Here is a 25,101-nt window from a genome sequence, read left to right as displayed (position 1 = left end):
AGATGACCCCACGGCAAAAGATCCTGATCGTTGACGATGAGCCGGACATTCGCGAACTTCTGGAGATTACTCTGGGGCGAATGAAGCTCGATACCCGCAGCGCCTGCAATGTTGCCGAAGCACGTGAGTACCTGGCTCGCGAACCGTTCGACCTGTGCCTGACGGACATGCGCCTGCCCGACGGTAATGGCCTGGAGCTGGTGCAGCACATCCAGCAGAGTTTTGCGCACGTCCCCGTTGCGATGATCACGGCGCATGGCAGCCTGGACACCGCCATTCAGGCGCTCAAGGCCGGTGCGTTCGACTTCCTGACCAAACCGGTGGATCTGGGCAGGCTGCGCGAACTGGTCAGCAGCGCGTTGCGCCTTGCGCCCATTGCCCAGCCGGTGCGCGCCCTGGACAACCGACTGCTGGGTGATTCGCCGCCCATGCGCACGCTGCGCAACCAAATCACGAAGCTGGCGCGCAGTCAGGCCCCGGTCTATATCAGCGGCGAGTCAGGCAGTGGCAAGGAGCTGGTGGCACGACTGATCCACGAACAGGGGCCGCGCGGCGAGAAACCCTTTGTGCCGGTCAACTGTGGCGCCATTCCGACTGACCTGATGGAAAGCGAATTTTTCGGGCATCGCAAAGGCAGCTTCACGGGCGCTCATGAAGACAAACCCGGACTGTTTCAGGCCGCCCAGAACGGCACGCTGTTTCTGGACGAAGTCGCTGATCTGCCGCTGGCCATGCAGGTGAAACTGCTGCGTGCGATACAGGAAAAGTCCATTCGCAGCGTCGGCGGTCAGCAGGAACAGGTGGTGGATGTACGGATTCTGTGTGCGACCCACAAGGACCTCAGCGTGGAAGTGGCGGCCGGACGCTTCCGTCAGGATCTCTATTACCGCTTGAACGTCATTGAACTGTGCGTGCCGTCCCTGCGCGAGCGTCGCGAAGACATTGACCAACTCGCCGCCATCGTCCTGCAACGCCTGGCAACCAACAGCGGCCTCCCTGCGGCCCGGCTGAATGCCCAGGCGCTGGAAACCCTGAGGAACTACCGTTTTCCCGGCAACGTCCGAGAGCTGGAAAACATGCTGGAGCGGGCCTACACGCTATGCGAGAACGATGAAATCCATACCAGCGACCTGCGCCTGGCGGAGTCGGTCAGAACTGCAGAAAGCGACGGCCCCAACCTGGCCGATATCGACAATCTGGAAGATTACCTGGAAGGCATCGAACGCAAACTGATCCTGCAGGCCCTGGAAGAAACTCGCTGGAACCGGACAGCAGCGGCCCAGCGACTCAGCCTGTCATTCAGGTCAATGCGCTATCGGTTGAAAAAGCTGGGGCTGGATTGAGCGGGAAGGCGCAGGTATTCAAAGGCCCCTGACACAGCGCTGTATCGCTACAAACACAGCCTGTGGGAGGCCGCATTTACTCAGCAGGTCTATTTTATTGATGAAGGCGCAGCTCATATCCGTGCGGGCGTCATACGGCCTTGCGGCGCGTACGGCGCTGGATCGATGATCGGCTCGTGTCCCAGCAGTAAATCAGCCAGCAACTGACATGACGCAGGCGCCAGCACCAGACCGTTGCGGTAATGACCGCAGTTGAGCCACAGGCCCTCGAGCCCGGGAACAGGACCAATGAACGGAATGCCTTGCGGCGACCCAGGACGCAGCCCTGCCCACTGAGCGACAGGCTCGGCATCCGCCAGAGCAGGAATCAACTCGATAGCAGACGCCTTGAGGCTTGCGAGCGCGGCCTCGGTAGGCGTCTTGTCGAAGCCTTCGTGTTCCAGCGTGCTACCAATCAGGATATGCCCGTCGCGACGTGGAATAGCATATCGCCCTTTGGCCAGCACCATGCTCGGCAGAAAGTCCGCCGCGCATTTGTACAGAATCATCTGCCCTTTCACCGGTTCGACCGGCAGATCCAGATCAAGGGTTTTGAGCAACTCACCACTCCAGGCGCCTGCCGCCAGTACCACGCGATCAGCCGGGAGATCGCCCGAAGCCGTTTTCACGCCTTCGACCCTGCCGTCCCGACGCATGAAGCCGTTGACCTCGCACTGTTCGCGAATCTCGACGTTTGGCATCGCCAGCAGCGCAGCCTTCAGGGATTTGACCAGTCGGGGATTACGCACATTGGCCACGTCGGCCATGTAGATCGCGCGAGAATAGCCCTGCCCCAGCGCAGGTACGGCGTCATGCACGGCCGAGATATCGACGCGGCTCAGTGGACGGTTTTCCCGGACAGCCCACTCAAGCGCCTGCTGCTCGTCTTCCAGATCCAGCCAGTACAAGCCTGTGGTGTGAACCTCGGGATCAAGACCGGTCTGCGCGAACAAGCGTTTACCCAGATGCGGATAGAAATCCTGCGACCAATGCGCCAGCGCCGTCACGGCCGGGCTGTAGCGCCAGGGATACAGCGGCGAGACAATTCCGCCGCCTGCCCAGGAAGACTCAAGCCCCACGCCCGATCGATCCAGCAGTACGACATTCACATCCGCCGACGCCAGGTTAAAGGCGGTCAACAAACCGATCACACCACCGCCGACGATCACTACGTGTTGCTTGGGCATTTTGGTCTCTGGGCAGGAAAAGGGCTTATCGGCCCCAACAGTCTTTTCGGGTAACACCGCTGGCAGCGCCAGTGTTGCTGTATTCGCCCGTGTTCTTGATGACGAAGCTACCGCACTTGTCACCGTTCATCATGGAGGAGCCAACAGGCGTTGCTGTCAATGTGAAGTCGGCGTCATTGATGACCGACGCGATGCCGTAATAGCTATTGCCGCCGCTCATGCCCGCAAAATTCACGTAACTCCCCGTACGCGAATAATAACGCTCCATTGCCTGGGTCTGTTCGGACAGCAGGCTGGCAATTTCAGCACGATGGGAGCGCTTCACGTACTCGGTGTAACTGGGGTACGCCACTGCGGCCAGAATACCGACAATCGCCACGACGATCATGAGTTCGATCAACGTAAAGCCCCTGGATGCTGCTCGCATGATTATCTTCCTATTGGATTTGTCGCCACATGATGCGCTGGTTGACGCCACCTTTCTCCTGAAGGGCAAACGGCGTAACAGCACTGGACGTACTGACGACCTTCACCTCAGGGCCTGACCCGGTGGGTGAAACGATGACGGAGACGACCGGAATACCGGTACCGAATCCCAGCCCGGCCACGTTCAGATCAAAGGCGTTGATGCTGTTGTCTCCGTTGGTGTCCAGCACCTGGTAGTTGAGCATGCTGCCTGTCGCCGCATCGAGTTCGAAGACTCGCCCGGTCCCGGTGCTTTCACAAGGATCGGTGGAATTCACCGATGCGGTGGAAAAAATGATCCGCTCCCGACTGGTCTGGGCCGCGTAGATGATCCGCTCTCCCGGATAAGGCGCTGCGGTCGCCAGCGGCATGAACCAGCCTTTTTTGGTGGCCCAATCCACATCCCGGGTGGTCGAGGTGAAATAGGTGTTGCCGTTGCTCACCACGCTGCCACTGACAGCCTGTGGCTGAAGATTTGCCTCGACGACACGGCCCGACCCACCATCGCTATCCCAGATCGCATAAAAGTCCTGAAGCGCCGTCGTCTGCTTGTCAGCGGCTTCCAGAAACTTGCCGGTACCGAAGTAGACCAGTTTGCCGTTGAGGGGATGATTGAGCAGCAGCGGCTGAACCGTGATCGGCTGGTCAGCGCCTCTTGGCGCTGTGAACAACGGCGCGCCACCGAAGGCCACAGACCAGCTCGAGGGATTGGATGCGCTCATGTCGAACTTCCAGAGACGCCCTTTCAAGTCCCCGGCATAAGCGGCCTGCACGATGTTCTGGGAGTTGACGCGCAACTTCACCGACGACAGTCCGTTGTCTGTTTCATTGCCGATGACCGGTGTGAGTATCTCGGCAATAAACGCCCCGGTATTGGCATTGAGCACGAACAGGGAAGCCCGGCCTGTGAAACTGCCATAACCGTTACCGACCACCACGATACCGGTGCCATCAGCCATACGGGCGACCTCAGGCTTTGCGTAGGCATAACCCAGGTTGTTGAAGAGGTTGGTGGTGGTGGAAGCATCAGGTGCCTTGACCTCCCAAAGCGCGACCGGGGTGTTGCTGGCCACGTCATACAGCTTGATCGCAAAGAACGCCTTGCCGCCCGCCCCGGTCCCGCCGTAGGCAACGGTTCGCCAGGCCGACCCGGCGGATACCTGAGTGTCGAAGACCGAAATCTGACCGTCGACCGTGAACCGGTGAACGCCTGACCCATAGGTACTGGACGCAATGGTCGCCAGCGAAGCCAGTGCCGTCGATGGCATGTAGGCGTAACGGCGGGAACCATTGGCAGGGTTAATAATATTGAAATAGCCATCGTTGGCATTGGCCAGAAGGCTGGCAGACATGCCGCTGGCTTTGGCCGCCAGATAGGTGGTGTAGCTGTCGTCACCCAGCAGGTCGACGGCGGTTTTCTGGGTCGGCAATCCGGAGCCCAGCGGGCCGTTGATAATGTCCCCCAGTAATCGGGTTCGCGTCCTCAGTTTGGCGTTGGTGGCGCCTTTGGACCATGCAATCAGCTCGGTGCCGGAGACATTGCTCGGCAACGTGGCGTTGAAAGCCGTCTGCTGAGGACCGCTCAGGTTGGCATAGTCCAGCGTGATCCTGGCTGACGTGGCGGTATTCCAGGACTCGAAAACAGGCGCCGTCGAACCGCTGACAATCACGCTGTCCGTGTTCCAGGCAGGAGAGCTCAGCGCGCCTGTTATCGGGTCCAGATTGTATGCCTTGATCGTACCGTGCCAATCACTCGGGTCATAAATGGCCTGATAGAACTGGGTTCCGCTGGTCAGCGTGAACGAGTTCGCTGCGCCTGAGCTGCCCGACCCGACCTTGGCATAGATGTCGGTCAAAGCCAGGTTCAGCGCGGCGCTGAGGCCTGCGCTGTCATTGGCCTGGAAGTACTTGCCGTGACCATGATTGTTATCGGTGGCATCCAGCAGCATCTGGTTGTCGGTCGTGAAACCGATGGTGTAGGTCGACAGGTTTTGCTTAGTAAAGCCTGCGTTGTCCCAGCTTTTGCCGGTCAGGTCCCCCGTCGAGGTCGAAGCGTCCTTGCGCAGATCGATGTCGTAGGCGAACTTCGCCAGATCGTCCAGATAAAGCGTATCGCCCTCGCCGTCTCCCTGCGGGTTGGGACCGTCGTTGGCGGCATTCAGATCCCAATTGGGCAGCGAGCGCGCCGTATCGGCGAGGTCTTCAGGGTCGTCAGTGGGGAAGGTACGATCGTAGGTCGGCAAGCCATCGGTGATCACCACGCCATAGTTCTTCTGGCAGCGGTACTGAATCGGGCTCGTGTACGCGGAGCCGCTCTGATAATAGGGCGTCATCCCGCGAAAATAACGGGTGATTTCGTAGTAGGTTTCTGCCAGAGGCGTGTTGGCAGATGGCGTCAACGCGGTAATCGCCTGCTTGAGAGCATTGACGTTGGTAGTGGCCTGCGTCTGGCTGACACCGTTGGGCTGATAGGTCGTCGCGGGTACAGCAGACAGGTCCGAAACAACCCGGGCGATCTTGCCGCCCGGCCCAAGGTCCGAGTTGTTGGGCTCGTTGAAAGACGCCAGCCCGATTCTCAGCGAGAGGTTATTGGAGACCAGCGTCGTCGCCACGGTTTTCGCCACGTTCATGCGGTAATCGTTTGGAATCACACCGTTGGTGTAATTGCGCACTCCCCCATCAAACAACCCCGGGGTGACCAGGTCGATCAGGTAGGACAGGTAGTCCGCTGTATAACGCGTCAAACCGTTGCCTGCCGGATCAGGCAATACAACGCAATACCGTACGCCATTGCGGAAGATCGGACGCCCGCCGAACAGGCACGACAAATTGACCCCGACAATGCTGGTTGAATTGATGTCGCCCACTGACAGCGTCTGCTCCCCGGATATGGTGCTGCTGAACGGACAGGGAACAGTGATGAAACCATTGAAACACTGGGTGGAAAAATAGGTGATGCTGGGCCGGACGACATTCTGGTCAAAACCCGACGCCCAGATGATGTTGTACATACTCCCCGAGTTGTCGACCATCAGCATGAGGTTGGGTGGCACAGCCGAGGAGCTGAGCAGCGGGACTTGCGCCGGTGTGAACGCGTACACAGGCGTGGTCAGGTACAACGCCAGCAACGCGCCATAGACGTACTTCAGGGCACGACGAAGTGTCTTAGCAATTGACGGCATAAATACTCTCCAGAACAGTTCGCGATGGCCCCTGAGTGGAGACCGCCGTGACTCGATACAGCGTGACCAGGCTCGGATTCAACGTCTTGCACTTCATGAGCGCAGCAGACGGATTGCCCAGATTCTGAATGCCATAAAGCCCTCCACTCACCGCCACCCAGTTCACGCCTGACGTGCCGTTGCGCCCCGCCGCCGTCACGACCGTGGATTCGGCCGGAGGCGCGCAGGTAGCGGGGCTGTTGCAGGCAGCCATTGAAAAATCAGGCGCCTGTATCGCAGATTCCCCCAGCCGCAGCGCAGCCTCAGCCTTTTGAAACGAGAGATTACGCACCGTGACGCTGCCCGCCATTTTTTCCTGCAGGGTCGCATTCTGCATGGAAGAAATACCCAGCAGAGTGAGCAACAGGAGGAACACCAGACTGACCAGCAACACCATGCCCCGCTGGTGGGCGGGAAAGGTTTTTGTCGGTGTGAATCGTGCGGTCTTGATCATTCCAGGCCCGTTCAAAAGCGATTACGCACATGGGCGACAACGCTGTAGCGCTGCTCCCTTACCCGATTGTTCGGGTCTTGCAGGGTCAATTCGATGCGAATACTGCGTATGTCGGCGGCATTGGCAGCGCTGATCGTCGGGGTGTAGGACATGGGATTTCCCGCCATGCCAAAGAACACTGCAAAACGGCTGACGTTCTGCAGCAACGGCTGTGGGCTGCCTCCCGTGCCGAACCTTATCGTCAGGTCCGTACCGCTGAGGGTGTAGACCAGTTGACGCAGTGGAAACGCTGTTTCCCCCGCCAGCGGCGCCCTTGTACCTGCGTACAGCTGGGTGTTGGTCCTGCAGTCCGAAATGATGGTCCAGGTGGGCGCACCGCCGGTGAAACCCACATCGGTGGTCACCAGCGTGAGGGTATTGCTGGCGTTGTCCCACAGGATGGGATTATCAAGCGCCACAGGCCAGGCAATGGCCGGTGATACCGGTGAGTAATTACTGAAGCTCAGGCACCCGTAGGTGCCCGCCATACGAATTTCCTGCACCAGCTTGCTCAGCACGAAACGGGCATCTTCCTGCATGCTGGCCGCCGCGTTCTGGCTCTGATACGTCGCTCTGGCGGCAGTGAATATCTGGATGATGCCCAGCGTCACGATCAGCCCGAGTACTACCGCCACCATGATTTCGATCAGGCCGAAACCTTTGCTTGAGCGCCTCATGGGTTGACCCCGATGCGCGAAACCAGGGTAAAGGTCTGTGCGGACGCCGTCGCAGTGGCCGGCCCGGTGGCCTTGTCGCTCGCCACCGCAGCACGTGTGTCATCCCAGCCGATGGTAATGGTCACCTCCGGCGCTTTACTGACGTTGATGATTCCGGTCCCTGTGGCGCCGGCGAACGCCGTAATGTTGGTTCTGAAGTCGGCCAGGTCCTGATCACGGGCGACGTTCAGGTTGGCGACGGGGGCAGCGCTCAGATTGGCCAGCGCGTAGGTCGCCAGGACGTTGGTTGTGCCATTGGCAGAGGCATTGCCGTCCACGTTCGCACGAATCCGGTCCATCATGTCGTACGCAATGAAACTGGCCTGGCTGCGCAGCGTAGCGCTGTCGGTGTACTTCAACGCATTAAGCTGAATCGCGGCGGCCCCCAGCAAACCGATGGCGAGGATCAACACCGACACCAGTACTTCGATCAGGGTCATGCCGTTCTGACGATGTCGGTTTGTTCCAGGCATCAGCAACTTCCACCGAGCACGATCCGGCCGGTCAGACAGATATTCATGGTTCTGATGATCGAGCCTCGGGTGTAGGTCATGGCCACAGCACTAGTGGGCGCGATGAGCCCGCCCAGATTATTGAAATCCATTGCATTGACGTTGGCAGCCAAGGCATTGACGGCCACCAGGGTGCCGCCGCTGCTCATGGGTGCAACCTTGCGCAGGACCTTTTTTGCATCAGATGAGACCGTTCCGGCATCGGACACCAGGTAAACCTGAAGCTCGGTATTCCAAGCGGTCCCGCTGGTTGGCGCAATTCGCACCGTCACACCCCTGTTTATCGCCTCAAGCCGCGCATAGTTGAGCGCCCGCTGCAAATCATTGAGCTCGGTGTCGGCTTTGTTGCTCTGCAAGGTGCTGCTGAAATTGGGGATGGCGATAGCCGCCAGGATGCCCACCAGGGACACAGCGACTAACAATTCAACGAGGCTGAATCCCTTGGCTATATGACGCATTGAGTGTCTCCTAGACGTTACGACTATAAGGCAGCAATGCCGTCGGAAAATCTATAGCGGGACGTACGGTTGTTTTGCGAGGACGAACGCCCGCACGTGTTTGGAACAGCCTTTCCAGGGAAGGAAAACAGATGAAGCAGGCAGGATTCACGCTGGTTGAATTGCTGGTGGTCGTCGCACTGGTGGCGATTCTGGCCAATATCGCGATGCCCTCTGTTACAGAATTGATTGACGATCATCGCAGGCTCGTGGCGGCCCAGGAACTGGCCAGCGGCATCCGGTCCGCAAGGGTCGCGGCCATCACGCATAACCAATGGGTGACGATTCACGCTATCGAGAACGACTGGAGCAACGGCTGGCGGATGATTTTCGACGCAGACGGCAAGGGTCCTGATGATCAAGACGTGCTGCTCATCGAGCGTGCGAGGTCGTCGAACACCCGAATCGTCGGCAATAAAAAAGTGGCTGAACACCTGACATTTACCGGGCTGGGCGGCCTGCGTAACGCGGCCAACGGGACAATACACGTGTGTATCAGGGATCAGCCGGTGAGCCACTATCGCGTGATAGTGGCCCGAACCGGCCGCGTCAGGATCGATGAGACGAAAGTTGAAGCGCCGCTGTGCGGCTGAGCAACGTCAGAGCAGCGATTTGACCCGCAACTCTTTGGGCATCGAGAACGTGATGTTCTCTTCACGACCCGCCAGTTCATCGGCACCGGTTGCGCCCCAGGCCTGCAATTGCCGGATCACGCCACGCACCAGCACTTCCGGTGCCGAAGCACCTGCGGTGATACCGATGCGCCCGACGCCGTCGAACCAGCTGCGCTGCATGTCTTCGGCACCGTCGATGAGATACGCCGGAGTTGCCATGCGCTCGGCCAGCTCACGCAGACGATTGGAATTGGAGCTGTTCGGGCTGCCCACCACCAACACTACGTCGCACTCATCGGCCAGTTGCTTGACCGCGTCCTGGCGGTTTTGCGTGGCGTAGCAAATGTCGTCCTTGCGCGGTCCGCCGATGGCCGGGAATTTCTGGCGCAATGCATCGATAACCCGACTGGTGTCGTCCATGGACAACGTTGTCTGGGTCACGAACGCCAGAGACTCGGGGTTGCGCACCTCAAGGCTGGCCACGTCCGCTTCATCCTCGACCAGATAGATCGCCCCGCCATTGGCGGCGTCGTACTGCCCCATGGTGCCTTCGACTTCCGGATGGCCTTCGTGGCCGATCAGGATGCATTCGCGTCCATCGCGGCTGTAACGCGCCACTTCGATATGGACCTTGGTCACCAGCGGGCAAGTGGCATCGAACACCTTCAGGCCACGGCCGGCGGCCTCAGTACGCACCGCCTGGGAAACGCCGTGGGCACTGAAAATGACGATAACGTCGTCCGGCACCTGCTCCAGCTCTTCGACGAAGATCGCGCCACGTGAGCGCAGGTCTTCGACAACGAATTTGTTATGAACCACTTCATGGCGCACGTAGATTGGCGGACCAAACACTTCCAGAGCGCGATTGACGATTTCGATCGCGCGGTCCACACCGGCACAAAAGCCGCGGGGGTTGGCGAGTTTGATTTGCATGCTGTGCCTCATGGTTACGTGCGAAGCAGCCCGGCCGAAGCCGGGCTCGATATCGGGATCAGGACGCCAGAATCGCCTTCACTTCGAAGATTTGCACTTCAAAGCTCAGCGTCTTGCCTGCCAGCGGATGATTGAAGTCGATGGTGACCTGTTCATCATCGAATGCTTTCACCACGCCGGGCAACTCGGTGTTCGCTGCGTCATTGAAGATCACCAGCAACCCTTCGGACAGTTCCATACCCGCAAACTGCGAGCGTGGCATGATCTGCACGTTTTGTGGGTTGGGCTGACCAAAGGCGTTTTCCGGCAGAATCTGCACGGTCTTCCGGTCGCCTGCCTTGAAGCCGAAAATAGCGGCTTCAAAGCCCGGCAGCAGGTTGCCGTCACCGACCTTGAACGTGGCGGGCGCCTTTTCGAAGGTGCTGTCGACGGTGTCGCCGTTTTCCAGACGCAGGGCAAAATGCAGCGTGACCTGCGTGTTCTGGCCGATGCGCAGCTCGTCGGACGAACCTTGAATCGAAGACTGTTCAGTCATGGGCAGGCTCTCCGGTTTTCTTGCTCTTGAACATGTCCAGCGCCAGCATGATCGCACCCACGGTAATACCGCTGTCGGCCACATTGAACGCCGGGAAATGCCAGCGGTTCTGCCAGTGGACCAGAATGAAGTCGATCACGTGGCCCAGCACGATACGGTCGTAGAGGTTACCCAGTGCGCCGCCCAGCACCAGCGCCAGCGCGATGGCCAGCCAGGTGTCGTCGCGCCCCAGACGCTTGAGCCAGACCACCAGCACGGCGCTGACCACGATGGCGATCAGGGCAAACAACCAGCGCTGCCAGCCGGCACCGTCAGCCAGAAAGCTGAACGCAGCCCCGGTGTTGTAGGCCAGCATCCAGCTGAAGTAGTCAGGAATCACCACAATCTGTTCGTACAGACCCAGGCGGTTCTCGAAGTAGAACTTGCTGGCCTGGTCGATGACCAGAACCAGCACGCTCAACCACAACCAGCTCAGGCGGCCAAAACGGCCCGGAGCAGAATCACGCATAGTGACGCACCTCGCCCGCACCGCTGATGTTGTCCACACAGCGACCGCAGATTTCAGGATGCTCAGGGTTCACGCCAACGTCCTCACGGTGATGCCAGCAACGCGCGCATTTGGCGTGACCGGACTTGACCACCTTGAGCTTCAGACCGGCGACTTCGGTCACCACTGCATCAGCCGGGGCCGCAGCCAGAGGCGCAACGCTGGCGGTGGAGGTAATCAACACGAAGCGCAGCTCGTTGCTCAGCTTCGACAGGTCCGCCACCAGCGAGTCTTCGGCGTACAGGGTCACTTCAGCCTGCAGGTTGCCGCCAATGGCCTTGGCAGCACGCAGGTTTTCCATTTCCTTGTTGACCGACGTCTTCACCGCCATGATCCGCTCCCAGTAGGCGCGGTCCATTTCAAACTCGGCCGGCATCTCGGTGAGGCCTTCGTACCAGGTGTTGAGCATCACGGATTCGTTGCGCTCACCCGGCAGGAACTGCCACAGCTCGTCGGCGGTAAAGGCCAGGATCGGCGCGATCCAGCGCACCAGCGCTTCGGAGATGTGATACAGCGCGGTCTGGCATGAGCGGCGTGCCGTGCTGTTGGCGGCCGTGGTGTACTGGCGATCCTTGATGATGTCCAGGTAGAAACCGCCCAGCTCCTGCACGCAGAAGTTGTGGACCTTGGAGTACACGTTCCAGAAACGGTATTCGCTGTAGTGCTCTTGCAACTCACGTTGCAGCAACAAGGTGCGGTCCACCGCCCAACGGTCCAGCGCGAGCATTTCTTCGGCTGGCAAAATGTCGGTCGCCGGGTTGAAGCCTGACAGGTTGGAGAGCAGGAAGCGAGCCGTGTTGCGGATACGACGATAGGCATCGGCGCTGCGCTGCAGGATCTGGTCCGACACCGCCATCTCGCCCGAATAGTCGGTCGCCGAAACCCAAAGACGCATGATGTCGGCGCCCAGCGAGTCGTTGACCTTTTGCGGCGCAACCACGTTGTTCAGCGACTTGGACATCTTGCGACCGTTCTCGTCGACCACAAAACCGTGGGTCAGCAGTTCGCGATACGGCGCATGGTTATCGATGGCGCAACCGGTCAGCAGCGACGAGTGGAACCAGCCACGATGCTGGTCGGAGCCTTCCAGGTACAGGTCGGCACGCGGGCCGCTTTCGTGGCCCATCGGGTGCGAGCCACGCAGCACGTGCCAGTGCGTAGTGCCTGAGTCGAACCAGACATCCAGTGTGTCGGAGATCTTGTCGTACTTGGCCGCTTCGTCACCCAGCAACTCGCTGGCGTCCAGCTTGAACCACGCCTCGATGCCTTCTTTCTCGACACGTTGAGCCACTTCTTCCATCAGCTCGACGGTACGTGGATGCAGGTCGCCGCTTTCCTTGTGCAGGAAGAACGGAATCGGCACGCCCCAGTTGCGCTGGCGCGAGATGCACCAGTCAGGACGATTGGCGATCATCGAGTGCAGGCGCGCCTGGCCCCAGGCCGGAACGAACCCGGTGTCTTCGATGGCCTTGACCGCACGCTCACGCAGCGTGTCGCCAGTGGCAGGTTGCTTGTCCATGCCGACGAACCACTGCGCAGTGGCGCGGTAGATCAGCGGCGACTTGTGACGCCAGCAGTGCATGTAGCTGTGGCTGATGGTTTCGGTGTCCATCAGGCTGCCGACTTCGGTCAGCTTGTCGATGATGTTCTGGTTGGCCTTGAAGATGAACTGGCCACCGAAGAACTCCAGCGATTCGACATACACGCCGTTGCTCTGCACCGGACTGATGATGTCGTCGTTGCTGATGCCGTAGGCCTTGCAGATGTTGAAGTCGTCCACGCCATAGGCAGGCGAGCAGTGAACGATACCGGTGCCAGCGCCCAGCTCGACGTAGTCAGCCAGGTAGATCGGCGACAGGCGGTCGTAGAACGGGTGACGGAAGTTGATCAGTTCCAGCGACTGACCGGTGGTGGTCGCGATGACCGTGCCTTCCAGCTTGTAGCGAGCCATGCAGGACTCGACCAGCTCTTCGGCCAGCACCAGCAGCTTGTCGCCGACATCGACCAGCGCATAGTTGAATTCGGGATGGACGTTCAGCGCCTGGTTCGCCGGAATGGTCCACGGGGTGGTGGTCCAGATGACGATGGACGCAGGCTTGTCCAGCGACGTCAGGCCGAATGCAGCGGCCAGTTTCGCTTCGTCAGCGATCGGGAATGCGACGTCGATGGTCGAGGATTTCTTGTCCTGGTATTCGACTTCAGCTTCGGCCAGTGCCGAGCCACAATCGAAACACCAGTTGACCGGCTTCAGGCCCTTGAAGACGAAACCGCCCTTGACCATCTCGGCCAGCGCGCGGATTTCCCCGGCTTCGTTGGAGAAGTTCATGGTCAGGTACGGATTGCTCCAGTCACCCAGCACACCCAGACGGATGAACTCGGACTTCTGGCCTTCGATCTGCTCCGCCGCATAGGCACGGCACAGCTCGCGGGTTTTATCCGCAGACAGGTTCTTGCCGTGGGTCACTTCGACCTTGTGCTCGATCGGCAGGCCGTGACAGTCCCAGCCCGGCACATACGGAGCATCGAAGCCCGCCAGGGTCTTGGAACGCAGAATCATGTCCTTGAGAATCTTGTTGACGGCATGACCGATGTGAATATTGCCGTTGGCGTACGGAGGGCCGTCGTGCAGGACGAACTTCGGACGATCCTTGCCAATTTCGCGCAGCTTCTGGTACAGGCCAATGCTGTCCCAGCGCTGCAGAGTTTGCGGCTCGCGCTGGGGCAGGCCGGCCTTCATAGGGAAGGCGGTGTCCGGAAGGTTTAGCGTGGCTTTATAGTCGGTCATTTCAGGCTCTTGGTTAGCGGTTGACCATGCCAATGGGCACGGGCGGCGGCGACGTCCGCATTGATCGCCGTCTTGAGCGCCTCCAGAGAGGCAAAACGCTGCTCATCACGCAGCTTGTGGTGGAAAGCCACCGTCAAACGCCGGCCGTAAAGGTCGCCGGCAAAATCCAGAAGATGCACCTCAAGGTGGGCACTGCCATCACCCGCCACCGTCGGTCGCACGCCGATATTGGCGACGCCCGGCCAGGCCTTGCCATCGATGTCCACACTGACCAGGTAAACCCCGCTCAGCGGCACGCGACGACGCTTGAGTTGCACATTGGCGGTGGGCGTACCCAACTGACGCGCCAGCTTCTGGCCATGCAAGACCCGTCCGGCAATCTGGAACGGGCGACCGAGCATGCGCTCGGCCAAGGCAAAATCAGCGGCAGCCAGGGCTTTACGCACCTTGGTGCTGCTGACCCGCAGGCCATCGATTTCAACGGTCTGTGCCGCTTCCACCGTAAATCCGCAGGTTGTTCCGGCCTGCTGCAGGAAGTCAAAATCGCCGACCCGGTCGCAGCCAAAACGAAAATCATCGCCGACTTCAAGGTGCTGGATACCCAACCCGTCGATCAGGACGGTTTCCACGAAGCTGGCGGCGCTGAGCTTGCTCAGGCGCTGATTGAAAGACAGGCACAGGACCCGGTCCACGCCTTCGGCGCTCAGCAGTTCGAGCTTGTCGCGCAGACGCGCCAGACGCGCCGGAGCGGTCTCAGGCGCGAAAAACTCACGCGGCTGGGGTTCGAAGATGACCACGCAGCTGGGCACACCCAACTCGACAGCGCGTTCACGCAAACGCGCCAGGATGGCCTGGTGGCCGCGGTGAACACCGTCGAAATTGCCAATCGTGGCGACGCAGCCCCGATGCTGGGGACGCAGGTTGTGAAGACCTCTAACCAGCTGCATAACGCACTTCTTGCTCATAAAGTGGCCGATTATAACCACACAAGGCCCCGGACGACAGGCAACACGCCAGGACCCGATCAAAGCAGTCGGTGCACAACGCGCAAACCCGACTGCCCACCGTTGAAATACCGCTTACATGATCGCCTTGCGGGCAAAATCCCGAAGCCTGAAACCCAGCAGCAAAAGCATGACGAAGTATGTCACCACCCCCGCCGCCACCAACGCGCCCAGGCGCAGGAACCGCTCGAGCATGTGCCCCTCATCCCAGGCGGGCATGAAATGCATCATGCCCAGCAGCACGCCCGACATCACAGCCACCGCGACCACCAGCTTGAACAGAAACGCCGCCCAGCCCGGCTGCGGCTGAAACAGCGCCTGCTTGCGCAACTGCCAGAACAACAGGCCCGCATTGATGCAGGCCCCGACACTGATCGCCAGCGCCAGACCCGCATGCTGCAACGGCACGATAAAGGCCAGATTGAGCAGTTGAGTCACGATGAGGGTGAAGATCGCAATTTTCACCGGGGTGCGAATATTTTGTTGCGCATAAAAGCCGGGAGCCAGCACCTTGATGAGGATGATACCCAGCAAGCCGACCGAGTAAGCCACCAGCGCACGCTGGGTCATGGCCGCGTCCAGCGCATCGAACTTGCCGTATTGAAACAGAGAAACGGTCAGCGGCTCAGCCAGCAAACCCAGCGCCAGCGTGCAGGGCAGCACCAGCACGAAGCACAGGCGCAGCCCCCAGTCGAGAATCCGCGAATATTCCTGACGATCACGCTGGGCGTAGGTTTTAGACAGGATCGGCAACAGGATCGTGCCGAGCGCAACACCCAGCACCCCGGACGGCAACTCCATCAGGCGGTCGGCATAGTACATCCACGACACCGACCCGGCGACGAGGAATGAGGCAAATATCGTGTTGATAATCAGAGAAATCTGACTGACGGAGACGCCAAGGATGGCGGGCAGCATCTGCTTCATCACTCGCCAGACGCCCGAGTCACGCAGATTCAGACGTGGCAGCACCAGCATGCCGATCTTTTTCAGGTGGGGCAGTTGATACAAAAGCTGCAAAAGCCCACCCGCCAGTACCGCCCAACCCAGCGCCATGACCGGCGGATCGAAATAGGGCGTCAGGAACAGCGCGAAAAAGATCATGCTGACATTGAGCAGGGTCGGCACGAAGGCCGGCACCGAGAAACGGTTCCAGGTGTTGAGGATCGCGCCCGCGAGCGAGGACAGCGAAATCAGCAATATATAAGGAAACGTCACCCGCAACAGATCCGAGGTGAGCGCAAATTTCTCAGGCGTATCGACAAAGCCCGGCGCCGTGGCCCAGATCACCCAGGGCGCAAAGATCACACCCAACAGCGTCACCAGCGCCAGGGCAAGCGTCAGCAGCCCGGTCACATACGCCACGAACGTACGCGTCGCCTCCTCGCCCTGCTGATTCTTGTATTCCGCCAGAATCGGCACGAACGCCTGGGAAAACGCTCCTTCGGCAAAGATGCGGCGCAACAGATTGGGCAATTTGAACGCGATAAAGAACGCATCGGTCGCCATTCCGGCCCCGAAAGTGCGCGCGATGATGGTGTCGCGGATAAAGCCCAGAACCCGGGAAACCATTGTGATAGAGCTGACGGCGGCGAGTGACTTGAGTAGATTCATGGAAAGAGTTGTGTGCCTTGGCAAAGGATGGGCGATTAAGCTCTCCATTTATGCGATACTTCGCGCCGCTAAAAAGCCCGAAGCCAAAGGCCGCGAGTTTACAGGTCATACGCCGGAAATGAATCATCCGGACAAATGTAGCGACCACTCGGCGGAACACCTTAACTGCCCTTGACAAGACTTCAACTCATCGGCATGATTCGCGGCCTATTTTGTTTGCTATTTCACAAAGTCTTTCGAGGAGCTCGACGGTGGCCAACACACCTTCCGCCAAAAAACGTGCAAAACAGGCTGAGAAGCGTCGCAGCCACAACGCCAGCATGCGTTCCATGGTTCGTACCTACATCAAGAATGTAGTGAAAGCCATCGAAGCAAAAGACGCCGAAAAAGCGCAAGCTGCTTATGTTCTGGCTGTACCTGTTATCGACCGTATGGCCGATAAAGGCATCATCCACAAGAACAAAGCTGCTCGCCATAAAGGTCGCCTGAACGGTCACATCAAGGCTCTGAACCTTGCTGCTGCAGCCTAAGCGATCCGCTTGTTGAAAAACCGACCCCAGGGTCGGTTTTTTATTGCCTGCGGAAAAGCGGGACTGTACGGATATCGGCAAGCACACCCTGACGCCGAGCCCACCCCTAAAGGCGGCGCTCATCGCCATACACAAGCTACTGCAACCAACAAACTCGAGGCGGCAAGCACTCGGTCGAGCCACTCACAATCATGGCGCAGGCGCGGGCGACCAAGGCAGGATCGGAATGGCCGTTACCGCATTCTGCGGGCTGCCTTCGATGATACGGTCGCTGTAGACCAGATACACCAGCGCATTGCGCTTCTTGTCGAAGAAACGCACCACCTGCATGGTCTTGAACACCAGCGATGTACGCTCCTTGAACACCTCATCACCATCCTTGAGGCTTTCCTTGAAGTGGATCGGACCCACCTGACGACAGGCAATCGACGCCTCCGCCCGATCCTCAGCCAGCCCCAGGCCACCTTTGATTCCACCCGTCTTGGCTCGCGACAAATAACAGGTCACACCGTCGACTTTCGGATCATCGAACGCCTCGACCACGATACGATCGTTAGGCCCGACCATTTTGAATACCGTCGAAACCTGACCGATCTCTTCTGCCGAGACCAGCGCAGGCACGAACAACAGAGCAGCCAAAACACCTTTCATGACGCGCATCGAGCCTTCCTTCTTGAGAGTGACCAGAATCAGACGAGAATCAGATTGTCGCGATGAATCAATTCCGGCTCAGCCATGTACCCTAGCGCCTTCACAATAGCCTCGGATGACTGACCGATGATCTTTTGCGACTCGACCGCGCTGTAATTGCTCAAGCCACGCGCGATTTCACGCCCATCCTGCGCCACGCACACCACCATCTCGCCACGCCGAAAGCTGCCCTGCACCAACTTGACGCCGACCGGCAGCAAGCTCTTGTGATCGCGAGCCAGCGCCGATACCGCACCATCGTCCAGCACCAGGGTGCCGCGCGTCTGCAGATGCCCCGCCAGCCACTGCTTGCGTGCCGCCAGCATGCCGCGCTCAGGCGAAAGCAGCGTACCCAGTCGCTCCCCACCCTTGAGCCGCGCCAGGACACGCTCGATGCGACCACCGACGATCACGGTGTGCGCACCGGAACGGGCCGCCAGACGCGCAGCACGCAGCTTGGTCTGCATACCACCACGCCCCAGCGCACCACCCGTACCGCCGGCAACGGCATCCAGCGCTGGATCATCCGCGCGCGCTTCGAAAATCAGCTGAGCATCAGGGTTGTTGCGTGGATCAGCATCGAACATGCCGTCGCGGTCGGTGAGAATCACCAGCAGATCAGCCTCGACCAGATTGGCCACCAGCGCCGCGAGCGTATCGTTGTCACCGAAACGGATCTCGTCAGTGACCACCGTATCGTTTTCGTTGATAACCGGCACGACGCCCAGCTCGACCAGGGTGCGCAGCGTGCTACGGGCGTTCAGGTAGCGCTTGCGATCCGACAGGTCATCGTGGGTCAGCAGAATCTGCGCAGTGTGCCGATCATGCTCGGCAAAACTCGACTCCCACGCCTGGACCAACCCCATCTGGCCAATCGCAGCGGCAGCCTGCAGCTCGTGCATCGCACTGGGTCGAACGGTCCAGCCAAGGCGACTCATCCCGGCAGCCACCGCCCCGGAAGAAACCAGCACCAGCTCGACGCCCGCCTCATGCAGCGCCACCATCTGCTCAACCCACACACCCATGGCCGTGCGATCCAGCCCCTTGCCATCCGCCGTCAGCAAAGCACTGCCAATCTTCACAACCCAGCGCTGGGCACCCGTCACTTTGCTGCGCATCATCTTCCAACCTTAGCCAGAGAGTTTTCAAATTCGGGATACAAAAACGCCGCTAACAAACGTAGCGGCGTTCAAGTTTACTTCAAGCGATCAGTCACGGACGTAAATGATTTCCGGACCATCTTCATCGTCCACATCTTCTTCATCCCAGTCATCATCACCGATGTCATGCACACTCTTCACGCCGCTGCGACGCAGTGCGCGCTGATCATCCAGCGCCTGCAGCTGAGCACGCGCCTCATCTTCGATGCGCTGATCCAGCTCGGCCAGCTCTTCAGCGTAACCAGGCTCCTCGGCGATGCGCAGACTGCGCTCTTCGAGATAACGCATGATGTCGCGCGTCAGCTGCTCAGTGCCTTCTTTGGCGATGGCAGAGATCACGTAGACCGGACCCGTCCACTGCAGGCGGTCAACGATTTCCTGCTTGCGAGCCTCGTGCTCTTCTTCAAGCAACTGATCGCACTTGTTCAGCACCAGCCAGCGATCACGATCCGCCAGGGACGGGCTGAACTTGACCAGTTCGTTGACGATGATTTCAGCCGAATCAGCCGCACTGGTCTCATCCAGTGGCGCCATGTCGACGAGGTGCAGCAGCAGACGAGTACGCGCCAAATGCTTGAGGAAACGAATCCCCAGGCCAGCACCATCGGATGCACCCTCGATCAACCCCGGAATGTCGGCAACGACGAAGCTTTTCCAGCGATCGACACTGACCACACCCAGGTTCGGCACCAGCGTGGTGAACGGATAGTCGGCCACTTTCGGCTTGGCAGCGGACACCGAGCGAATGAAGGTACTTTTGCCTGCGTTCGGCAAGCCCAGCAGACCGACGTCAGCCAGCACTTTCAATTCCAGCTTGAGATCACGCTGATCGCCAGGCTTGCCCGGCGTGGTCTGACGTGGAGCGCGGTTGGTACTGGATTTGAAACGCGTGTTACCCAGACCGTGCCAGCCGCCCTGGGCAACCATGATGCGCTGACCATCTTTGGTCAGGTCACCGATGATTTCCTGGGTGGTGGCGTCAATGATCGTGGTGCCGACCGGTACGCGCAGCACCAGCTCTTCACCCTTGCGACCCGTGCAATCGGTGCTGCCGCCATTGGAACCGCGCTCAGCATCGAAGTGACGCGTGTAGCGGTAGTCGACCAGCGTATTGAGGTTGACGTCGGCCATCATGTAGACCGAACCACCATCGCCACCATCGCCACCGTTGGGGCCACCGTTCTCGATGAATTTTTCGCGACGGAAGCTCATGCAACCGTTGCCGCCGTCACCGGCCTTTACTCGAATGGATACTTCATCTACAAATTTCATAACGCACGCCTCCCGCCACAGGGACGAGCAGAACCACATAAATTACATAAGACTCTTGCAAAAATGAGCGTTGCGATACCGATCAGAAACCAGCGACCCCAAGGGTCAACATCACAACAGCCCGCACAAACAGTTTTGCAAGAGACTCACCTGACTCTCTACCTCTACAAACGAAAAAGCCCCGTCGCAAGACAGGGCTTTTAAGCTACTGCGTGATTACGCTGCGGAGACTTCAGTCTTCGGAACGATGCTCACGTAGCGGCGACCGAAGGCGCCCTTGACTTGAAACTTGATCACGCCTTCCACTTTCGCGAACAGGGTGTGATCTTTACCCATGCCAACGCCGTAGCCAGCGTGGAATTGGGTGCCGCGCTGACGCACGATGATGTTGCCCGGAATGATAGCCTGGCCGCCATACATCTTCACGCCAAGGCGTTTGGCTTCTGAGTCGCGCCCGTTACGGGTACTACCACCAGCTTTTTTGTGTGCCATGAGTCAATTCTCCAAATGAGGATTAGGCTGAATTAAGCCTGAATACCTGTGATTTTGATCTCGGTGTACCACTGGCGGTGGCCCATGCGCTTCATGTGGTGCTTACGACGACGGAACTTGATGATGCGAACCTTATCGTGACGACCTTGCGAAACCACTTCTGCCACGACAGTAGCGCCAGCAACAACCGGAGCACCGATATTGACGTCGTCGCCATTGCCGACCAGCAGAACGCGGTCGAACGTGACGGATTCGCCAGTAGCGATTTCCAGTTTTTCAATTTTCAGGTATTCACCTGGGGCGACTTTGTACTGCTTGCCACCGGTAACAATTACTGCGTACATGGTATTTCTCCGAAAATCCTGCTCACCCAGCTCTTTATAAGAAGAGTATCGGCTGGCATGGCTGCATAGGGCTGGAACGGCCCGTTTGCAATTGCGTAAGGCAGGTGCTGCCCAGGAAAGTTAGGGTGCGCGATTGTACGCAAGCCGATCATGGGTTGCAAGAGGCCGCTCGTCATACCTTGACACGCTCTACCCCGCGACCTAGCATGCGGCGCAACCTATCCGGAGCACGTGTCGCTGATGCAACCCCAAGCCTTCTACCGCGCGGTGGCGGACGACTTTAGTGCCGTTGACGTTATCATCAAAAAGCAACTGACGTCACGCGTACCGCTGGTCTCGAAAATCGGCGATTACATCACGTCCGCTGGCGGCAAACGTCTGCGCCCCCTGCTGGTGTTGCTGTGTGGCAAGGCGTTGGGCCGTGAGGGCGACGACGTGCGCCTGCTGGCCGCCACCATCGAATTCCTGCACACCGCCACCCTGCTGCATGACGATGTCGTCGACATGTCCGGCATGCGTCGCGGCCGCTCGACTGCCAACGCGCTGTGGGGCAATGCACCGAGCGTACTGGTTGGCGACTTTCTGTACTCGCGCTCGTTCGAGATGATGGTCGAACTCGGCTCGATGGACGTGATGAGAATCCTGTCCAAGGCCACTCGCGTCATCGCTGAAGGCGAAGTGCTGCAGCTGTCCAAGGTTCGCGACGCCAGCACCACCGAAGAAACCTATATGGAAGTGATTCGCGGCAAGACAGCCATGCTGTTCGAAGCCTCGACCCATAGCGCCGCAGCCCTGTGCAATGCCTCCCAGGAGCAGAGCGAAGCGTTGCGCACCTTCGGCGATCACCTTGGCGTGGCGTTCCAGCTGGTCGACGACCTGCTGGACTACCGTGGCGATGCCGAGACGCTGGGCAAGAACGTCGGTGATGACCTCGCCGAGGGCAAGCCTACGCTGCCGCTGATCTACACCATGCGTGAAGGCACGCCCGAGCAGGCGGCGCTGGTTCGTCAGGCCATTCAGAAGGGCGGCCTGGAAGACCTGGAAAGCATCCGCAACGCTGTCGAAAGCGCCGGAGCCCTGGATTACACCGCACAAATGGCCCGCGATTACGCCGCCAAAGCTATCGCCTGCCTGGACGCCCTGCCGCCCAGCGAGTACCGCGACGCCCTGATCGAACTAAGTGAATTCGCCGTAGCGCGTACGCACTGATCACCATCAGGCAACACGAAAAGCCCGTCCTTGTGACGGGCTTTTTGTTGCACTGATCGCTCCTCACGCTCGCTGCAACCAATGGACTGTGGGAAGCGGCTCGCTGGCAAGCCGCCTCCCACGGGTACGAATCCAGTCAGACACCTTCGCTCTAGCCGCGTTTTGCGCGCCCTCCAGACTTATGCATAACGATCAGCGCGCAGCGTGGACACGATCGTCACCCGAGTTCACTGACCCAAATCAACCACTCAGCGCAAAATGAGAATTAATCTCAATAGAGCCTTGCTATTATCCCAATAAGAATTATTCTCATCAAACCGATACAGGAGATGGAAGATGACTTATTTGATCGATGCATGGCTGGACCGCCCCCACCCTTACCTGAGGATTCTTCATCGGGAAACGGGGGAAGTGTGTGCCGTACTGGAAGAGGAAGCGCTGGAGGAGTTGCGTGATCAGGGCGATCTGGATGTGTACAGCCTGAGCTCCAGCGAGCCGGTGGTGCTCAAGGAACTGGTGCGCAACCTGTTTCTGTTCTGCTATGCGCGGGCGTTGCGCCCGATGGGTGAGTTGCACTGAACATGAAGCATCAGCACAACCCCCTTGCTGAACGAATCGGGAAGACTCGTTCAGCAGCCTTGCGTACCGCCTGAAAACGTTACAGAACGTCCAGCAGTTCCACGTCGAACACCAGCACGCTGTTCGGTGCGATGTCGCCGACGCCCTGAGCGCCGTAAGCCAGCTCGCTCGGCACGTACAGACGCCATTTGCTGCCGGTGTTCATCAGTTGCAACGCCTCGGTCCAGCCAGCGATCACGCCGCCGACCGGGAATTCCGCCGGCTCGCCACGGTTGTACGAGCTGTCGAACACAGTGCCGTCGATCAGCGTGCCGTGGTAGTGAGTGCGAACCTGATCTTCACGCGTCGGCTTTGGACCTGTGCCTGCGGTCAGCACTTCGAACTGCAGACCCGAAGCCAGCGTGGTCACGCCTTCGCGCTTGGCGTTTTCAGCCAGGTAAGCCACACCGGCAGCCGCTGCTTTCTCGGCCTTGACAGCCTCTTCAGCCAGCATGATCTGGCGGATGGCCTTGAAGCTGGCGGACATTGCTTCTTCATCGACGCGGCTCGGCTGAGCGTTAAATGCATCGGTCAGGCCCGTCAGGATGGCCTCAAGGTTGACGCCCGGCGGCGGGTTTTTACGCAGCTGGTCGCCCAACTGACGGCCGATGCCGTAGCTGACGCGGGTTTCGTCGGTGGACAGATTGACTTCGGACATGACACTGCTCCGCAAAGGGGCGCGCTGTCGGCGGACACGAAAACCCGTACGGCAATCATGACCCGCTCAGTTGCACCCCGAACCAAAAGGGCGAGCAGACTAGCACAATTGACCTGACAGCCCCTACAGCAGCGGCGAAGCGCGCCTCAGGGTCAGGACCAGGACGAGTGAAAGGAGATCGGCATGCGCATCTCCGAGCGATCATTGACCGGCATGCCGCACAGCTCGTCATGCACCACACAATGGACCAGATAGAAAGGCACCACCGGCAGATTCTTGAGCAGGTCGCGCGCATGCTCGACCGAGCGCAGGTGCAAGGTCTTGCCAGCATTATCCTTGAGCATCCCGGAGCTGCCGTCCATCAGCACCTCAAGCAGGTAGATACCGCCTTCGATAGAGATCAGATTCAGCTCATTGACCCGACCCGCCTGGGCATGATCGGTAAATTCCTGATAATTCATGATCGAGCCTCTTTCGTCGTTTGCTGAAAGCATCGCAACGGACTTTTTACAGCAGCCTCCCTCAACAAGCCAGAAACGAAACCGCCCGCCCTTCGCTCGACTTCAAGCTCGGGACAGGCGGACGTGGCGTGTAAGGCTGACGGCTCAGTGCTTGGTCAGCTTGTCCAGATAGCCCATAGCAAAGGCCGAGATCACGAAGGTCATGTGGATGATCACGTACCACATCAGGTATTCGGTCTTGATGTTGGTCGCATCCATGAACACCCGCAGCAGGTGAATGGACGAAATCGCCACGATGGACGCCGCCACTTTCATTTTCAGTGACGAAGAGTCCATGGTGCCCAGCCAGTTGAGCTTTTCCTTGTCCTCGTCGATGTCCAGTTGCGAAACGAAGTTCTCGTAACCGGAGATCATCACCATGACCAGCAGGCCGCCGACCAGCGCCATGTCGATGAGCGACAGCAGGACCAGAATCAGGTCGGCCTCGGCCAGACTGAAAATATTGGGGATAACGTGAAAGATTTCCTGAAAGAACTTCAGGCACAGCGCCAGCAACCCAAGGGACAACCCGAAATAGATCGGTGCCAGCAACCAGCGCGACGCATACATGGCATTTTCGAAGAAACGTTCCATTGGTACTCGCAAGTGTTTTGAAAAGACGCGCGAGTATATCAGCGGGAACGAGCGGCTCTAGAGATGCGACAAAATATCGCAGAGAACCCTGCGTCAGACCTGAAAAGGGGAAGAACGCTGAACACTGGACCTGTCGCTGTTGAGACGGCGCAGCTCGGCCTGCATGTGCAACGCCCAGATCGGCACATCGTCGGCGGCTTGATAACCGCTGAGCATGAGGTTTTCAGCGATGCTGTCCAGCATGGACTGCGCCTGGTCCATATCACTGAACGGCCCCTGAGAGCGGATGGCAGAGGGTTGCTCGCCTGACATTCCGGCGGCAAACAGCAGCATCCACAGGTTATCTTCACCCGGTACAGGCCGGATGACGCATTCGACTCGGGTCATCAACCCGAGGCATTCGCGGATGAGGCAGAGGCTACGCGGCATGGCGAGCTCCTTGTCAGCAGCGGTATCACCCTCCTCAACAGCGGGAAGATGCGCCAGTCCATTTGGCCACCACGATCACCTGACAGAATAGAAGAAAAGT

27 protein-coding genes are annotated in these 25,101 nt (G+C 59.0%); 5 read left to right on the top strand and 22 right to left on the bottom strand.

From position 1 onward, the window contains the following. Positions 1 to 2 precede the first annotated feature (2 nt). Positions 3 to 1,343 (top strand): sigma-54-dependent transcriptional regulator, encoded by a 1,341-nt coding sequence (locus BUB69_RS17175; RefSeq protein ID WP_073168796.1) that lies wholly within the window; start codon positions 3 to 5, stop codon positions 1,341 to 1,343. Positions 1,344 to 1,456: 113 nt separating this feature from the next. Here BUB69_RS17175 and thiO read toward each other — a convergent pair whose 3' ends face one another. Genes thiO through BUB69_RS17140 form a run of 7 tightly spaced genes read right to left on the bottom strand, consistent with a single transcriptional unit; the run spans position 1,457 to position 8,434 of the window. Further along, complete coding sequence (gene thiO, locus BUB69_RS17170; protein WP_073168794.1) at positions 1,457 to 2,569, bottom strand: glycine oxidase ThiO; 1,113 nt, start codon at positions 2,567 to 2,569, stop codon at positions 1,457 to 1,459. A 25-nt stretch (positions 2,570 to 2,594) separates the two neighbouring features. Next, on the bottom strand, positions 2,595 to 2,996 hold the full coding sequence (locus BUB69_RS17165; protein WP_073168792.1) for a type IV pilin protein: 402 nt from the start codon (positions 2,994 to 2,996) through the stop codon (positions 2,595 to 2,597). Positions 2,997 to 3,006: 10 nt separating this feature from the next. Next, entirely contained in the window at positions 3,007 to 6,216 is a 3,210-nt protein-coding gene (locus BUB69_RS17160) for a pilus assembly protein (protein ID WP_073168789.1), read from the bottom strand. Then, positions 6,200 to 6,709 carry a pilus assembly PilX family protein gene (locus BUB69_RS17155; RefSeq protein WP_073168787.1) on the bottom strand — a complete coding sequence of 170 codons (510 nt, stop codon included), beginning with the start codon at positions 6,707 to 6,709 and terminating at the stop codon, positions 6,200 to 6,202. Before BUB69_RS17155 ends, BUB69_RS17160 begins: the two co-directional genes overlap by 17 nt. A gap of 11 nt (positions 6,710 to 6,720) precedes the next feature. Continuing rightward, positions 6,721 to 7,425, bottom strand: a complete 705-nt coding sequence (locus BUB69_RS17150) for a PilW family protein (RefSeq protein WP_073168785.1) — start codon at positions 7,423 to 7,425, stop codon at positions 6,721 to 6,723. Then, complete coding sequence (gene pilV / locus BUB69_RS17145) at positions 7,422 to 7,937, bottom strand: type IV pilus modification protein PilV (RefSeq protein ID WP_073168782.1); 516 nt, start codon at positions 7,935 to 7,937, stop codon at positions 7,422 to 7,424. Before pilV ends, BUB69_RS17150 begins: the two co-directional genes overlap by 4 nt. Continuing rightward, positions 7,937 to 8,434 (bottom strand): GspH/FimT family pseudopilin, encoded by a 498-nt coding sequence (locus BUB69_RS17140; RefSeq protein WP_073168780.1) that lies wholly within the window; start codon positions 8,432 to 8,434, stop codon positions 7,937 to 7,939. The genes pilV and BUB69_RS17140 overlap by 1 nt, the downstream gene beginning before the upstream one ends. Before the next feature lie 131 nt (positions 8,435 to 8,565). Between BUB69_RS17140 and BUB69_RS17135 the strand changes: the two genes are divergently transcribed. Continuing rightward, positions 8,566 to 9,066: a GspH/FimT family protein gene (locus BUB69_RS17135; protein ID WP_073168778.1), complete on the top strand. Its 501-nt coding sequence runs from the start codon at positions 8,566 to 8,568 to the stop codon at positions 9,064 to 9,066. Between the two features lie 6 nt (positions 9,067 to 9,072). On the opposite strand, the gene ispH is transcribed toward BUB69_RS17135, so the two are convergent. The 6 genes from ispH to murJ form a co-directional block, all read right to left on the bottom strand. After that, positions 9,073 to 10,020 carry a 4-hydroxy-3-methylbut-2-enyl diphosphate reductase gene (gene ispH, locus BUB69_RS17130; protein WP_073168776.1) on the bottom strand — a complete coding sequence of 316 codons (948 nt, stop codon included), beginning with the start codon at positions 10,018 to 10,020 and terminating at the stop codon, positions 9,073 to 9,075. Positions 10,021 to 10,078: 58 nt separating this feature from the next. Then, positions 10,079 to 10,555, bottom strand: coding sequence for an FKBP-type peptidyl-prolyl cis-trans isomerase (locus tag BUB69_RS17125; RefSeq protein ID WP_073168774.1), 477 nt, complete (start codon positions 10,553 to 10,555; stop codon positions 10,079 to 10,081). Then, a complete protein-coding gene (lspA, locus tag BUB69_RS17120) occupies positions 10,548 to 11,063 on the bottom strand; it encodes a signal peptidase II (protein ID WP_024688931.1) in 516 nt (171 codons plus the stop codon). The genes BUB69_RS17125 and lspA overlap by 8 nt, the downstream gene beginning before the upstream one ends. Beyond that, the gene (ileS, locus tag BUB69_RS17115; protein ID WP_073168772.1) at positions 11,056 to 13,887 is read right to left on the bottom strand and encodes an isoleucine--tRNA ligase; all 2,832 of its coding nucleotides are present in this window, start codon (positions 13,885 to 13,887) and stop codon (positions 11,056 to 11,058) included. The genes lspA and ileS overlap by 8 nt, the downstream gene beginning before the upstream one ends. Then, positions 13,884 to 14,834: a bifunctional riboflavin kinase/FAD synthetase gene (gene ribF / locus BUB69_RS17110; RefSeq protein ID WP_073168771.1), complete on the bottom strand. Its 951-nt coding sequence runs from the start codon at positions 14,832 to 14,834 to the stop codon at positions 13,884 to 13,886. The genes ileS and ribF overlap by 4 nt, the downstream gene beginning before the upstream one ends. Before the next feature lie 132 nt (positions 14,835 to 14,966). Then, positions 14,967 to 16,505 carry a murein biosynthesis integral membrane protein MurJ gene (gene murJ, locus BUB69_RS17105; protein ID WP_073168770.1) on the bottom strand — a complete coding sequence of 513 codons (1,539 nt, stop codon included), beginning with the start codon at positions 16,503 to 16,505 and terminating at the stop codon, positions 14,967 to 14,969. Positions 16,506 to 16,756: 251 nt separating this feature from the next. Here murJ and rpsT point away from each other — a divergent pair, with 251 nt between their 5' ends. Then, entirely contained in the window at positions 16,757 to 17,035 is a 279-nt protein-coding gene (gene rpsT / locus BUB69_RS17100; protein ID WP_024688935.1) for a 30S ribosomal protein S20, read from the top strand. Positions 17,036 to 17,224: 189 nt separating this feature from the next. Here the strand turns inward: rpsT and BUB69_RS17095 are convergent, their stop codons facing one another. From BUB69_RS17095 to rplU, 5 genes are all read right to left on the bottom strand, one after another. Beyond that, positions 17,225 to 17,695 (bottom strand): CreA family protein, encoded by a 471-nt coding sequence (locus BUB69_RS17095; RefSeq protein ID WP_073168769.1) that lies wholly within the window; start codon positions 17,693 to 17,695, stop codon positions 17,225 to 17,227. Positions 17,696 to 17,724: 29 nt separating this feature from the next. After that, a complete protein-coding gene (gene proB, locus BUB69_RS17090) occupies positions 17,725 to 18,843 on the bottom strand; it encodes a glutamate 5-kinase (RefSeq protein WP_073168945.1) in 1,119 nt (372 codons plus the stop codon). A gap of 90 nt (positions 18,844 to 18,933) precedes the next feature. After that, the gene (cgtA, locus tag BUB69_RS17085; RefSeq protein ID WP_073168767.1) at positions 18,934 to 20,157 is read right to left on the bottom strand and encodes an Obg family GTPase CgtA; all 1,224 of its coding nucleotides are present in this window, start codon (positions 20,155 to 20,157) and stop codon (positions 18,934 to 18,936) included. Positions 20,158 to 20,373: 216 nt separating this feature from the next. Further along, positions 20,374 to 20,649 (bottom strand): 50S ribosomal protein L27, encoded by a 276-nt coding sequence (gene rpmA, locus BUB69_RS17080; RefSeq protein WP_002551972.1) that lies wholly within the window; start codon positions 20,647 to 20,649, stop codon positions 20,374 to 20,376. 32 nt (positions 20,650 to 20,681) lie between these two features. After that, positions 20,682 to 20,993: a 50S ribosomal protein L21 gene (gene rplU, locus BUB69_RS17075; RefSeq protein ID WP_002551971.1), complete on the bottom strand. Its 312-nt coding sequence runs from the start codon at positions 20,991 to 20,993 to the stop codon at positions 20,682 to 20,684. Positions 20,994 to 21,233: 240 nt separating this feature from the next. On the opposite strand from rplU, the gene BUB69_RS17070 reads away from it, so the two are divergent. Both BUB69_RS17070 and BUB69_RS17065 read left to right on the top strand, forming a co-directional pair. Then, positions 21,234 to 22,202 (top strand): polyprenyl synthetase family protein, encoded by a 969-nt coding sequence (locus tag BUB69_RS17070; RefSeq protein WP_073168766.1) that lies wholly within the window; start codon positions 21,234 to 21,236, stop codon positions 22,200 to 22,202. Between the two features lie 336 nt (positions 22,203 to 22,538). Continuing rightward, complete coding sequence (locus tag BUB69_RS17065; protein WP_073168765.1) at positions 22,539 to 22,781, top strand: PA4570 family protein; 243 nt, start codon at positions 22,539 to 22,541, stop codon at positions 22,779 to 22,781. A 79-nt stretch (positions 22,782 to 22,860) separates the two neighbouring features. Here the strand turns inward: BUB69_RS17065 and bamJ are convergent, their stop codons facing one another. The 4 genes from bamJ to BUB69_RS17045 all read right to left on the bottom strand — a co-directional run bounded on the left by bamJ (position 22,861) and on the right by BUB69_RS17045 (position 25,001). Further along, positions 22,861 to 23,478 (bottom strand): BamJ family beta-barrel-assembly machinery protein, encoded by a 618-nt coding sequence (bamJ, locus tag BUB69_RS17060; RefSeq protein ID WP_073168764.1) that lies wholly within the window; start codon positions 23,476 to 23,478, stop codon positions 22,861 to 22,863. A gap of 152 nt (positions 23,479 to 23,630) precedes the next feature. Then, on the bottom strand, positions 23,631 to 23,939 hold the full coding sequence (locus BUB69_RS17055; protein WP_073168763.1) for a DUF6482 family protein: 309 nt from the start codon (positions 23,937 to 23,939) through the stop codon (positions 23,631 to 23,633). A gap of 144 nt (positions 23,940 to 24,083) precedes the next feature. Then, entirely contained in the window at positions 24,084 to 24,572 is a 489-nt protein-coding gene (locus BUB69_RS17050; RefSeq protein WP_054984817.1) for a TIGR00645 family protein, read from the bottom strand. Positions 24,573 to 24,665: 93 nt separating this feature from the next. Next, positions 24,666 to 25,001: a PA4575 family protein gene (locus tag BUB69_RS17045; RefSeq protein ID WP_073168762.1), complete on the bottom strand. Its 336-nt coding sequence runs from the start codon at positions 24,999 to 25,001 to the stop codon at positions 24,666 to 24,668. Positions 25,002 to 25,101: the final 100 nt, after the last annotated feature.

This window comes from Pseudomonas asturiensis, from assembly GCF_900143095.1.
Classification (GTDB): Bacteria; Pseudomonadota; Gammaproteobacteria; order Pseudomonadales; family Pseudomonadaceae; genus Aquipseudomonas; species Aquipseudomonas asturiensis.
The sequence above is the reverse complement of the archived record's forward strand: the minus strand, read 5'-3'. Positions and strand labels throughout refer to the sequence as shown.

Bases quoted from the DNA above. Each gene is read 5' to 3' on its own strand.
- BUB69_RS17125 (WP_073168774.1), bottom strand. From the start codon at position 10,555: ATGACTGAACAGTCTTCGATTCAAGGTTCGTCCGACGAGCTGCGCATC.
- BUB69_RS17055 (WP_073168763.1), bottom strand. From the start codon at position 23,939: ATGAATTATCAGGAATTTACCGATCATGCCCAGGCGGGTCGGGTCAAT.
- rplU (WP_002551971.1), bottom strand. From the start codon at position 20,993: ATGTACGCAGTAATTGTTACCGGTGGCAAGCAGTACAAAGTCGCCCCA.
- BUB69_RS17070 (WP_073168766.1), top strand. From the start codon at position 21,234: ATGCAACCCCAAGCCTTCTACCGCGCGGTGGCGGACGACTTTAGTGCC.
- ileS (WP_073168772.1), bottom strand. From the start codon at position 13,887: ATGACCGACTATAAAGCCACGCTAAACCTTCCGGACACCGCCTTCCCT.
- BUB69_RS17155 (WP_073168787.1), bottom strand. From the start codon at position 6,709: ATGATCAAGACCGCACGATTCACACCGACAAAAACCTTTCCCGCCCAC.
- BUB69_RS17150 (WP_073168785.1), bottom strand. From the start codon at position 7,425: ATGAGGCGCTCAAGCAAAGGTTTCGGCCTGATCGAAATCATGGTGGCG.
- BUB69_RS17095 (WP_073168769.1), bottom strand. From the start codon at position 17,695: ATGCGCGTCATGAAAGGTGTTTTGGCTGCTCTGTTGTTCGTGCCTGCG.
- rpmA (WP_002551972.1), bottom strand. From the start codon at position 20,649: ATGGCACACAAAAAAGCTGGTGGTAGTACCCGTAACGGGCGCGACTCA.
- thiO (WP_073168794.1), bottom strand. From the start codon at position 2,569: ATGCCCAAGCAACACGTAGTGATCGTCGGCGGTGGTGTGATCGGTTTG.
- BUB69_RS17165 (WP_073168792.1), bottom strand. From the start codon at position 2,996: ATGCGAGCAGCATCCAGGGGCTTTACGTTGATCGAACTCATGATCGTC.
- cgtA (WP_073168767.1), bottom strand. From the start codon at position 20,157: ATGAAATTTGTAGATGAAGTATCCATTCGAGTAAAGGCCGGTGACGGC.
- BUB69_RS17175 (WP_073168796.1), top strand. From the start codon at position 3: ATGACCCCACGGCAAAAGATCCTGATCGTTGACGATGAGCCGGACATT.
- BUB69_RS17160 (WP_073168789.1), bottom strand. From the start codon at position 6,216: ATGCCGTCAATTGCTAAGACACTTCGTCGTGCCCTGAAGTACGTCTAT.
- BUB69_RS17135 (WP_073168778.1), top strand. From the start codon at position 8,566: ATGAAGCAGGCAGGATTCACGCTGGTTGAATTGCTGGTGGTCGTCGCA.
- bamJ (WP_073168764.1), bottom strand. From the start codon at position 23,478: ATGTCCGAAGTCAATCTGTCCACCGACGAAACCCGCGTCAGCTACGGC.
- BUB69_RS17065 (WP_073168765.1), top strand. From the start codon at position 22,539: ATGACTTATTTGATCGATGCATGGCTGGACCGCCCCCACCCTTACCTG.
- pilV (WP_073168782.1), bottom strand. From the start codon at position 7,937: ATGCCTGGAACAAACCGACATCGTCAGAACGGCATGACCCTGATCGAA.
- BUB69_RS17050 (WP_054984817.1), bottom strand. From the start codon at position 24,572: ATGGAACGTTTCTTCGAAAATGCCATGTATGCGTCGCGCTGGTTGCTG.
- BUB69_RS17045 (WP_073168762.1), bottom strand. From the start codon at position 25,001: ATGCCGCGTAGCCTCTGCCTCATCCGCGAATGCCTCGGGTTGATGACC.
- ribF (WP_073168771.1), bottom strand. From the start codon at position 14,834: ATGCAGCTGGTTAGAGGTCTTCACAACCTGCGTCCCCAGCATCGGGGC.
- proB (WP_073168945.1), bottom strand. From the start codon at position 18,843: ATGCGCAGCAAAGTGACGGGTGCCCAGCGCTGGGTTGTGAAGATTGGC.
- BUB69_RS17140 (WP_073168780.1), bottom strand. From the start codon at position 8,434: ATGCGTCATATAGCCAAGGGATTCAGCCTCGTTGAATTGTTAGTCGCT.
- murJ (WP_073168770.1), bottom strand. From the start codon at position 16,505: ATGAATCTACTCAAGTCACTCGCCGCCGTCAGCTCTATCACAATGGTT.
- ispH (WP_073168776.1), bottom strand. From the start codon at position 10,020: ATGCAAATCAAACTCGCCAACCCCCGCGGCTTTTGTGCCGGTGTGGAC.
- lspA (WP_024688931.1), bottom strand. From the start codon at position 11,063: ATGCGTGATTCTGCTCCGGGCCGTTTTGGCCGCCTGAGCTGGTTGTGG.